Raw genomic sequence first — 10229 nt, 5'->3', positions numbered from 1 at the left:
CCTAGCGAACCGTCGGCTGTTCCTCCAAAATCTCGATCGCGCCCTGAAGGAGCCCCGCAATCTGCCAGCGATACTCTTCATAGATCTCGATGGCTTTAAACCGATCAATGACCGGTTCGGCCATCTTTTCGGCGACGGTCTGCTGCGCGCCGTAGCAGCCCGCCTGCTCGAAGTCGTGCCGTCCGGTTCCCTTGTTGCTCGGCTGGGAGGCGATGAGTTCGCGGTAATCGTAGCCCCTCAATCCGAGGCCGAGGTCGTCGCGCAGCGGATCGTCGAGGCGGTTGCCCGGCCATTCGTCATTGACGGCGAGCACTTGGAACTCGGCGCATCCGTGGGGTTGGCGCGAGCGCTTCCAGGTGAGAGAGCCTACGAATTTATGAGCCGCGCTGATCAAGCGCTCTATGCTTCAAAAAGAGCGGGCGGCCGCTGTGTCAGTGTTTGGCCGGCTGATGGACTGAACGCGGCTGCATGACGTGGCATGTGATGCTGGCCTAGCGAGGGCGCTGGGAGTCAGCGGTTGCGCCAATGCCCCAATGTCCGCGTTGTGACGCGACACTGCTGGTATAGCGATGGTCGGATGCGGCATCTCGGCGGAGGATGCACGATGCCAATCGAAACTCAGCAACTGCAAAAGCGTCCGATCTGAAACACCGGACGCCCGATTGGGCCAAAGCCACCGTTAAAGCCGCGAGATATCTGGGCGACCGGAAGCTGCGCCGGCGATGATCGCCGGCCGCTGGCGCAAGGCCGGTTCAACGTCGAAACGTCGGCGGAAGCATCTTGGCCGGATCGGTCTCCTCAATCGGTTTCGACGGCTCATCCGCATCCGGCTCCAGCAAGCTCTCACCGCGACGGCGGACGATGTCGGCATAGGCCCGCCAATCGGCACCCGTGCCGGGCCCTCGAGTCGGAGCGGCCCGAAACTCCGGCGGCGTTTCGAAGACGAACTCGCCCTCGGTCGCGTCTGCGTGCCGCTGGGGCGCATGCGAGCTGGCGCGCTGTTCGAGCGCCGCAACCCTGTCCACATCGGGCACCGGCGTTTCGCTCCACCCCCAGCCGGCCGCACCGCGATTGTAATGACGCTGCCGCGTGCGGATGGACGCATGACCGGCCAATGCCGCGATCTGCCAAGGGGACAGTCCCGCAGCGGCCCAGACACCGATCGCGATATGGCGAAACGCATAGAACGACACGCGCTCGACCTGCTCCTTCTTGCACGAGCGGGCCAGCAATTCGGCCGCCGCCCTGTGCCATTTGCGATAACTGCCTGCTTTCGCAACGGCCAACGCCAGAAGATCGAGCAAAACCGGAATCGCCTCGCGCTGCGACGCCGACATATGGGTCAAAAGGACACGTCGCGTCGGAAAACCCGCCCGCCGCTCGGACAGCTTGGCTTGCCGGACGACGAGGTCCTCGCCCTCGATAGACGCATCTATCCATTCGCAAAGACGGCACCCGACGCGGGGCGCAAAATACAGGACCAATCCCAGTACCAGAACGGGGCTATCGACCCCTTCGGCAGTTGCTCGCCTGGCCAAACGGCGCAGGATCCGTCGCGCTTCGGCTTTTGGAATGTCCAGGCGTCGTTTCGACGAGGTCCGCGGTTCGGGAGGTCGCCCTTTTCTCTTCTTCAGGGCAGCGTTCACCCTGTCGAGAAACCGTTGCCGGCGCTCATCCGATATCCCTTGCTCGATGCAGAGCTCCGTCAGGATCGCCGCGAACTCCTGTCGGTATACGGAAACGGAATTCTGGGTCAGCACACCGGAATCAGTCTCGACGTCGATCAGCAACGCATCGATCGGATCGGCAACTTCGGGATGCCGCTTTTGGGCTCGCGCGAGATGGCGCCTGCCTTCGCGGAGATAGGCCGCGTCGGTTTCCGGCCTGCGGGAAGGTTTCACGGCGGCGTCCTCTTAGTCCACGCCCGAGGGTTGCGCTGCCGAGGCCACCTGAACGGATCAGCCCGATCTTGGCGCAGCCGGCTCCGTCAACTCGCCGCGACGGCCAATGTCGAAGCTGGCGTTGCGCGGGCCATCGCCCAGCGTATGGGTGCCGAGCGGGCCGCTCCTGGCGCCGGAAGCTCCAAAGTGAGGCGGAGCCGGGGGGCGCGGCATCGGCCGCGGAGCTGGGACGGCGGAAAATTGCGGGTCTTTCGGCGCGTCGCTGCCCAAGGGGGCGTCATTCGATGAGACGTCCGGGGACGCCTCCGGAACAGTTTCGGCAGGTTTCGCTCCCCCGTCGACCCGCTCCGTCGACACGGCCATCGCGACGGGCGGCACGGGCATCGCATCGGCATTCTCGACGACGGTCCCGGTCTGGCCGTCCGTCTGCTTATCTTCCTGCTGTCCGATGATGGTGACAGCACCTCCGAGGCGCCCCACGAGGGCGGACACCAGCGCGGGCGAACCCGATCCGGCGAAGCGGCGGCCGCCCGTATCCTTCCTGGCACGCTTGAGACCGAGCGCCAGCAACGCCGTCACATCCTCGGGCCCGGGGACCGCGTCGAGCGCGACGTCAATGTCGACCCGCTCTTCCTCGATCACCTCAACGCCCATCGCAGAGAGCTCCGCCCGCCCGACCTGACGCAGGCGATCGATCTCCTTCTGCGATCGCATCTTCGTCGCGACCTCCTTCATGATGCCGAGCGCGAGCGAAAAATCGGCCAGCAAAGCCACGGGAAGATGGATGCTCGCGGCCTGCCGCAGATTCTTATATCCCTCGCTGGCGCAGCTACGATGGAATATCCTCGCGGCCTTGCGCTGATCTGCGAGCACTTGATTCAAGATTGCAGTACTAAAATCGGCCATGACGCACCTCCGACGATGGATTGAATTCGGAGAATAATAGCTCATATTCTACGGGAAATCTTGGGCTTGATCGAGCACAGTGCGCTATCAACTATTCCCACAATTCTTGAGGGGCGGAAGGCATTCCGACAGGCGTAAAACTCTTCCGGAAGCTCCTCACAGGGGCTTCAAGGGCGAAAATCCGGAAATTGTCATCAGGACCCTTTGATCTCACGGGAGATGGCTTCCAGCGCATCTGATGCGATGATCACGAAGCCGTGAGCAGCCATCGGCGCCGCGCGCCACGCCGACACCATGAGGCATCACCCTGCCACCTCTTCCTGAACACGGCCTCCTGCTTGCCCGGACAGAGCCACCGCGCCTGCTTCCACGATCTTGCTATCCATGAAATGACAGCTCCCGGCGCATCGCAATTGACGTCCGGCGACGAAGCGCTGGAGGGCTCCGGCAAACGCGCTCAGCCGGCACCTATGCCGCTTGGTGAGCCTTCCCCCAAACGCTGGATTTACTCTTAGTCCACGCTGCTCGCGACCCAGCAGGGCTCGCCCTTCAGGCGATTGCGCTGATGGAGGTATGTAATTCAGCGAGGGTCTTGGTGCCGATCGGTATCGTAAAGCACTGGAGTTGCTTGCTTGACCGGGGGCAGCCAAGCGGGCCGATCACACTCAGTCGTTCAGCTGCCCCAGCGCGATCCCTGCACGAACATCACTTTGGATGACGCCAACCCAGCATCGGCCAGCGCCACACTTTCGCAGGGGCGTCCATGCGGAACTTTATCGCCATCAAAGAGCATGTCGAACGAGAAGCGAGATCAGCCGTTTTCCGCTCGGAGATGTCTCGGATAAATCCTAAGGCGTCGGCAGCGAGACCGCATTTTGCGACTCCTCGCGGACTGTGCGAAGCTCATACCAGAGTGCGTTGAGGATGCCCACGGCGGCTGCAAGGCCGAGCCCCAGTATCCAGGCGAAATACCACATGGCGCGTCTCCTGTCTTAGCATGGTCAGTAGGCGGAGTGACCAGCATCCTCGATGCCCTTTTCGGTGACCTTGCCCCAGAGAACGCGATAGACCCAGGCGGTATAAGCCAGGATTAGAGGCATGAAGATTACCGTTGCGATCAGCATGTTGCGCAATGTCGCACGGCTCGACGATGCATCGAATGCTGCAAGCGAGTGACTTGGATTGCTGCTGGAGGGCAGCAGGATCGGGAACATCGCGACGCCGACGGTCGCCACGATCATCGCCACGCCGAGTTTGGAGGCGAGAAAGGTCAGCCCTTCCCAGCGCGCCCTGAACCCGATCGCCGCCAGAAGCGGGAAGACGATGCCGAGGGCCGGAACGGTCCAGAGTGCAGGATGAGCGCGGAAATTTGCCAGCCACGCGGTAGGGTCTGCGACGACGCTCTTCAGCAAGGGGTTGGAAGGTCCGTCCCAGATAATCGGCGACGTCACACGATAGCCGCCGAGCAGCCCGAACCACACAAGAACGCCGCCGCCCGCGAAAAGAGCCGCCGTCAGCAGGGCCATCATTGAGCCGATCCTCAGGGCTCGCTCCTCGACCGGCCCATCGGCCTTGAAGGCCAGCCACGCCGCGCCGTGCATCGCCAGCATCGCCAAGGAGACGAGGCCGCAATACATGGCGAGAGGATTGAGAAGGCCGAAGAGATTGCCTTCGTAGATCGGCCTCAGATCCGGCGTGAAGTGGAAGGGCACGCCCTGCAGGGTGTTACCGACCGCCACGCCGAAGATGAGGGCGGGAACGGCCCCGCCGATGAAAAGCGCCCAGTCCCAGCGCTCGCGCCAGAGCGGATCGGGTTTCTTCGAGCGATATTTGAAGCCGACCGGCCGCAGAATCAGGGCGCAGAGCACGAGAAACATCGCGAGGTAGAAGCCCGAGAAACTCAGTGCGTAGAGCGCTGGCCACGCCGCAAAGATCGCGCCGCCGCCCAGGATCAGCCAGACCTGGTTGCCTTCCCACACTGGCCCCACGGTATTGATGGCCACACGGCGCTCGATATCGTCTTTCGCGACAAAAGGGAGAAGCGCGCCGACGCCGAGGTCGAAGCCATCCATGACGGCGAAGCCGACCAGCAGGACACCGAGCAAGACCCACCAGGTCAGACGCAGCGTTTCATAGGAAAACAGGAAATCGATCATCATCGTGTTCCTTGCCGGCGCGCGGTTACTCGGCGGGATAAGGTGCTATCGGACGCTGACTTGGTCCGAACCGCTCAATCACATCGGCGACGTCGGGTCCCTTGCGGATCGCGGCGAGCATCAGCTTGACCTCGATGACGGCGAGCGTGCCGTAAAGCAGCGTGAAGCCGGCGATGGTCAGGATGAGATTGTAGACGCCGAGTTGCGATGTCGCGAGGAAGGTCGGCAGCACGCCCTCGATGATCCAGGGCTGCCGGCCGAATTCGGCGACGAACCAGCCGACTTCGATCGCGATCCACGGCAGCGGTATCGCCAGCAGCGCCATGCGAAACAGCCACCGCGGAGCCTCAGTTTCGCGGATCGTGTGCCAGAGCGAAACCGCGAAGACGCCGAGGAGCACGAAGGCGCATGCCACCATCAGCCGGAAGCCAAAGAACAGCCACGGTACGCCCGGCACGGTCGACCACGCGGCGTCCTTGATGTGCTGTTCGGTGGCCTGGCGCGGATCGGCCACGAACTGCTTGAGCAGAAGCGCGTAGCCGAGATCCTTGGACGACACATTGAAAGCTGCACGGGCAACGCCGTCGTCGCGATTGGTCTTCAGCTTCTCCAACGCATCATAAGCGATCAGCCCGTCACGGATGCGCGCTTCTGCGCGCTGGACCAGTTCGTTGATGCCGGGGATGGGCGTATCGAACGAGCGCGTGCCGATGAGCCCCATGACCCAGGGGATATGAACCGCGTAATGGGTCTTACGATCCTTGAGGCTGGGTATGCCGATGGCGGTGAAGGAAGCGGGAGGCGGCTCTGTTTCCCACATCGCCTCGATCGCGGCGAGCTTCATCTTCTGGTTGTCGGTGAGGGCGTAGCCGCTCTCGTCGCCGAGGACGATGACTGACAGAGCCGACGCTAGGCCGAAGGCCGACGCGATCACGAAGGAGCGCTTGGCGAGCTGCACATGCCGCCCCTTCAGGAGATACCAGCCGGAGACGCCGAGCACGAAGGTGGCGGCGCAGACATAGCCAGCCGAGACGGTATGCACGAACTTGGCCTGTGCCACGGGGTTGAAGATCACCGCCATGAAATCGGAGACCTCCATGCGCATCGTGTCGGGATTGAACACGGCGCCCACCGGATTCTGCATCCACCCATTCGCCACCAGAATCCATAGCGCGGAGAAATTCGTGCCCAGAGCCATCAGCCAGGTGACGACGAGATGCGCGCGCGACGACAGCCTGTCCCAGCCGAAGAAGAACAGGCCGACGAAGGTCGCCTCCAGGAAGAAGGCCATCAGGCCCTCGATCGCCAGAGGAGCGCCAAAGACGTCGCCGACATAATGCGAGTAATAGGCCCAGTTCATGCCGAACTGGAATTCCATGGTGATACCCGTCGCAACGCCGAGCGCGAAATTGATCCCGAACAGCACGCCCCAGAATTTCGTCATGTCGCGCCAGATCGTCCGGCGGGTCATGACATAGACCGTCTCCATCATCGCGATCAGGATGGAGAGGCCGAGTGTCAGGGGGACGAACAGGAAATGGTAGAGGGCCGTCAGCGCGAATTGCAGGCGGGAGAGGTCGACGAGCAGCGGATCAACCATGGAATGCGTCCCTTTCGGATGCATCAGTCTAGATTTGCTTTATCTCCAGCGTGCTGATCTGGATCAACCACTACTTTGCTTCCCGGCGATGCATTACGGATGACAGACCGCTCTCTTTCCGGCGACGTGCCGGCGTCAGCCCCGCCGATTTCAGCTTTCTCGGCGCTTCACAGCAGGCGTTTGGCAGCCAAAGGCGGGGTGTGGCGGCTGATCGCCTGGCAGCTCCTGCGGGGCGCCCTGCGCCTCTGTGCCGCGGCGTGCATGGCACTCGTCGTCGGGAGGCTGGTGATGGGGGGGGATCCGGCCTTGTGGTCGATAGTCGCATTGCCGCCGCTGATCGTCGCAGGCGCTCTTGCGGGGTATGCGGCCGAGCGCTGTCAGGCCAGTGCGGAAACGCGGGTGTCGATCGGTCTACGCGCACTGTCGGGCGAAAGGCTGCAGGCCCTGCCGGCGACGTTACTAACGTCGTTGCCGGCCGGCGCCCTGACCATAGCGCTGCACCGGCACCCTCAGGCAGTCGCGCGTCTGGTGGTGGGTCATCGCGCCGCCGTCGCGATGACGGCGGGTGGACCGCTCCTCGCTGCCGCCGCGCTGGCGAGCGTATCCTGGCCCTCGGCCCTGCTCGTGCTGCTGCTGACGCCTGTCATGATCGTGTTCTTTGCGTTGGTCGGAGGCGCGATGCAGGCGCGCGCGGCCGAACAGGAGCGCTCATTCCGGCAACTCGCCGGCCAGTTCGCCGATCGTATCCGGGCGCTTCCGACCATCCTGGCGAATGACGCGCTCGCGATCGAGGCCGACAAGCTGTCCGGACGAATGAACACCTATGCCGAGCGTACGATGGGGGTGCTGCGCCTCGCCTTCGTCAATGCCGGGCTGATCGATTTCTTCGCGTCGCTGTCGATAGCCATGTTGGCCGTGTTCCTCGGCCTCGGGCATCTTGGCCTTGCGACCCTGCCGGGTTTCGCGCGGCTCGAACTATGGCAGAGCCTCTTCATCCTGATGATCGCGCCCGAATTCTTCGCGCCTTTCCGACGCTTATCGGAGCAATATCATGCCAAGGCCGAAGGGCTCGCCGCTGCCGAGGCGCTCGATCGCCTGCTCGACCCTGTACGCTCGCCCGCCAGACCGGTCGACGTGATTGCCGTGGACTTGGATCTCCCTTCGCGCGGCCTCGTGGTCATCACCGGCCCAAGTGGCGCTGGGAAATCGACGTTGCTGCGCCGTCTCGCTGGTTTGGACGGCGTGACGGACGCAGCGGAAAAGGTCGACCACCCGACGAATTGCGTCTGGATCGCGATCGACTGTCTCGTCGTGGGAAGATCGTTGGCGGAGGCGATCTGCGCCGATATTCCGCCGCCGACCTCCGAGCGGCTATGCGCGATGGCACAGCGTCTCGGCCTGCTAGACGATGGGCTGCTGCCCGGTGGACTCGCTGCTCCAATCGTACCCGGTGGTGCAAATCTTTCAGGGGGGCAAAGGCTGCGGATTGCTGTCGCACGGGCTCTCCTGAGCGACAGGACGATCATCGCGGACGAGCCGACCGCCAAGCTCGACGCGGTCGCGGCGCGGACCATCCGTCTCGCCCTGCACGAGGCAGCAGCGCATCGTCTCGTGCTCGTGGCAAGCCATGATCCCGAGCTGATCGCGCTCGCGGATCGACGTGTCCATCTGCAGGGCGGGTGCGATTTGGAGGGTACGGCATGAACGCCGATGAAGCGGTCCGTGAGCGGATGTCGTCACGCCTCTGGCGCCAAGCCGGCGCCTTGGCGCTGGCAGCGCTGCTCTGCGGGCTCCTGCTGGGCGGCCTTTCTGCCTGGTTCTTGGGCTCGGTCGCGCTGGCCGGCCTTTCGGCTGCCGCCTATACGTTCAACTATCATGTGCCCGGCGCGCTGATCCGGCTCTTCGCGATTGGTCGCACGGCGGCGCGTTATGGCGAGAGGCTGATCGGCCACAAGGCGGCGCTGGTCGATCAGACCCGGCACCGTATCGCATTGTTCGACGCCATGGCCGCGGCGCCGGCCACGCGTGCCGTCGGCTGGCAACTTGCCGATCAGGCCCGTCTTGCCGATTATCTCGACGATGTCGAAGACGTCGACTTCACTCGACTCCGGAGCACTTTTCCCGCAGGGCTGCTGGCGGTCGGCCTAGCCGTGGTCTCGCTGGCGACGCTGTTCGTCGCACCGCTGGCGCTGGTCCCAATCGCGGGGTTGGTTGGGCTCGCCGCCGCCGCAACCCGGCGTTGCGCCAGGCACGGAGTCAGCCTTCTGTCCCAGATTCGCGCCGAAGACAGCGTCGCAGCGGGGGCGGTCGGCGCGATCCTCGATTCGGCCGTTCCTTTGCGGGCGGAGGGCCGGTGGCCGCGACTGTGCTGGGATGCTCTGCAGGGGTTTTCACGCGCCGACCTCAGCCTGAAAGATCTGCGTCACCATCAGGCATTGCCGGATGCGCTGGCCTCGACGCTGGGGCCTGTCGCCGCGGCGAGCACCATCGCCGCGGCATGGCTCGACGGTGCCAGGAGCGGTGATCTGCTCATCTCGGTTTTCGTCGCCTTCTCGTGGCTGGCACTCGGCGAGACAGCGCAAGGCGTCTCGCGGATCGCTGTCGCCGCGTTGCGCGCGCACGCCGCGCGATCCGCAATCGCACGCTGGACCGAAAGCGCGCCGTCTTCTGCCGAGCCGACGGAGGCCCCTGCCGAGCCGTCACGTCTCCACGGCAGGGCCCTCCAGCGGGTGGCACCCGATGGCCGCCCGTTGAAGCAGCCGCTCGCCCTGGATTTGCAGGTCGGCCGACCGACGATTTTGGTCGGTGCGAGCGGCGCCGGCAAGACCAGCCTGCTGAAGCAGATCGCGGGGTGGATCGGGGATGACGCGCTGCAAGGCGACGATACCGCTTTAACGGCGTCGGAGCGGCGCTCCTTCGCCATGGTCTGCCTCCATGACGCGGCGATCCTCGCGGACACGGTCAGGGCGAACCTGTTCGCTCCTTCCGCCCCCGACGACGAACTCTGGGCAGCATTGGAGGCGATGGAGCTCGGCGGACGAATACGTGACGCGGGCGGTCTCGACGGGTGGATCGCTCAGGGCATGCTTTCTCTGGGGGAGGCGCAGCGCTTGAACCTGGCGCGCGCCTGGCTTTCTGCAAAGCCGCTGATCCTTCTCGATGAACCGACCGAGCATCTCGATGCCGAGCAGGCGAGGCGGCTCATCGCCCGATTGCTCGATCGGCTGCGTGGGAAGATCGTTGTCATCGCAAGCCATCGGCACATCGCGATGGAGGGCGTGATCGAGCTACCGCTCGATTGAGCCCGCCTGTGAGCTATCCGAGGCCCTGCTGGGACAGCGATAGAAACCTGTCAGGTGCCGATAGCTCCTCCATGCGGGCCACCTAGCGGTCCCGGCAGCGCCGCGCGGCGAAATCGTCGGCCTGCCTGGGGAAGAACTGGATGGCCGGAGAGCCGATGATCCCGTGATGTGTAGATCGGTGCGCTGTTTGACCCCGGTCAGGCATGCAAGCCAACCCCGACAACTTCGCTACAACATACTGATAACAGGACCGAAAGCTTGCAGACAGCGGGGTCAGCTCGCGCGCCGATATAGGGTTCGGAGCGCGTGCCGATTCACATCGACGGCAGCATCCGCCACGATCTCGGCCAGGATGGCGCGAATG

The 10229-nt window shown here is 64.0% G+C and carries 8 protein-coding genes; 3 read left to right on the top strand and 5 right to left on the bottom strand.

The genetic code is table 11. From position 1 onward, the window contains the following. Positions 1–16 precede the first annotated feature (16 nt). The gene (locus tag Q0Q36_RS25135) at positions 17–472 is read left to right on the top strand and encodes a GGDEF domain-containing protein (RefSeq protein ID WP_367187190.1); all 456 of its coding nucleotides are present in this window, start codon (positions 17–19) and stop codon (positions 470–472) included. A 280-nt stretch (positions 473–752) separates the two neighbouring features. On the opposite strand, the gene Q0Q36_RS20725 is transcribed toward Q0Q36_RS25135, so the two are convergent. The 5 genes from Q0Q36_RS20725 to Q0Q36_RS20705 all read right to left on the bottom strand — a co-directional run bounded on the left by Q0Q36_RS20725 (position 753) and on the right by Q0Q36_RS20705 (position 6563). Further along, positions 753–1901 carry a hypothetical protein gene (locus Q0Q36_RS20725; protein ID WP_293801020.1) on the bottom strand — a complete coding sequence of 383 codons (1149 nt, stop codon included), beginning with the start codon at positions 1899–1901 and terminating at the stop codon, positions 753–755. Between the two features lie 57 nt (positions 1902–1958). Beyond that, the gene (locus tag Q0Q36_RS20720) at positions 1959–2807 is read right to left on the bottom strand and encodes a hypothetical protein (RefSeq protein WP_293801018.1); all 849 of its coding nucleotides are present in this window, start codon (positions 2805–2807) and stop codon (positions 1959–1961) included. Between the two features lie 848 nt (positions 2808–3655). Continuing rightward, complete coding sequence (cydX, locus tag Q0Q36_RS20715) at positions 3656–3784, bottom strand: cytochrome bd-I oxidase subunit CydX (RefSeq protein WP_293801016.1); 129 nt, start codon at positions 3782–3784, stop codon at positions 3656–3658. 24 nt (positions 3785–3808) lie between these two features. Beyond that, positions 3809–4966 (bottom strand): cytochrome d ubiquinol oxidase subunit II, encoded by a 1158-nt coding sequence (cydB, locus tag Q0Q36_RS20710; protein WP_293801014.1) that lies wholly within the window; start codon positions 4964–4966, stop codon positions 3809–3811. Between the two features lie 22 nt (positions 4967–4988). Next, the gene (locus Q0Q36_RS20705; RefSeq protein ID WP_293801012.1) at positions 4989–6563 is read right to left on the bottom strand and encodes a cytochrome ubiquinol oxidase subunit I; all 1575 of its coding nucleotides are present in this window, start codon (positions 6561–6563) and stop codon (positions 4989–4991) included. 261 nt (positions 6564–6824) lie between these two features. Between Q0Q36_RS20705 and Q0Q36_RS20700 the strand changes: the two genes are divergently transcribed. Further along, complete coding sequence (locus Q0Q36_RS20700) at positions 6825–8267, top strand: ABC transporter transmembrane domain-containing protein (RefSeq protein ID WP_293801010.1); 1443 nt, start codon at positions 6825–6827, stop codon at positions 8265–8267. Beyond that, on the top strand, positions 8264–9865 hold the full coding sequence (locus tag Q0Q36_RS20695; RefSeq protein WP_293801008.1) for an ATP-binding cassette domain-containing protein: 1602 nt from the start codon (positions 8264–8266) through the stop codon (positions 9863–9865). The genes Q0Q36_RS20700 and Q0Q36_RS20695 overlap by 4 nt, the downstream gene beginning before the upstream one ends. Positions 9866–10229 lie beyond the last annotated feature (364 nt).

It is taken from the genome of uncultured Allobosea sp., assembly GCF_945957345.1.
In the GTDB taxonomy this organism is placed as follows: Bacteria; Pseudomonadota; Alphaproteobacteria; order Rhizobiales; family Beijerinckiaceae; genus Allobosea.
Note: the sequence above shows the minus strand (reverse complement) of the source record. Positions and strands in the feature narration are given on the sequence as shown.

Bases quoted from the DNA above. Each gene is read 5' to 3' on its own strand.
- Q0Q36_RS20720 (WP_293801018.1), bottom strand. From the start codon at position 2,807: ATGGCCGATTTTAGTACTGCAATCTTGAATCAAGTGCTCGCAGATCAG.
- cydX (WP_293801016.1), bottom strand. From the start codon at position 3,784: ATGTGGTATTTCGCCTGGATACTGGGGCTCGGCCTTGCAGCCGCCGTG.
- cydB (WP_293801014.1), bottom strand. From the start codon at position 4,966: ATGATGATCGATTTCCTGTTTTCCTATGAAACGCTGCGTCTGACCTGG.
- Q0Q36_RS20705 (WP_293801012.1), bottom strand. From the start codon at position 6,563: ATGGTTGATCCGCTGCTCGTCGACCTCTCCCGCCTGCAATTCGCGCTG.
- Q0Q36_RS20700 (WP_293801010.1), top strand. From the start codon at position 6,825: ATGGCACTCGTCGTCGGGAGGCTGGTGATGGGGGGGGATCCGGCCTTG.
- Q0Q36_RS20695 (WP_293801008.1), top strand. From the start codon at position 8,264: ATGAACGCCGATGAAGCGGTCCGTGAGCGGATGTCGTCACGCCTCTGG.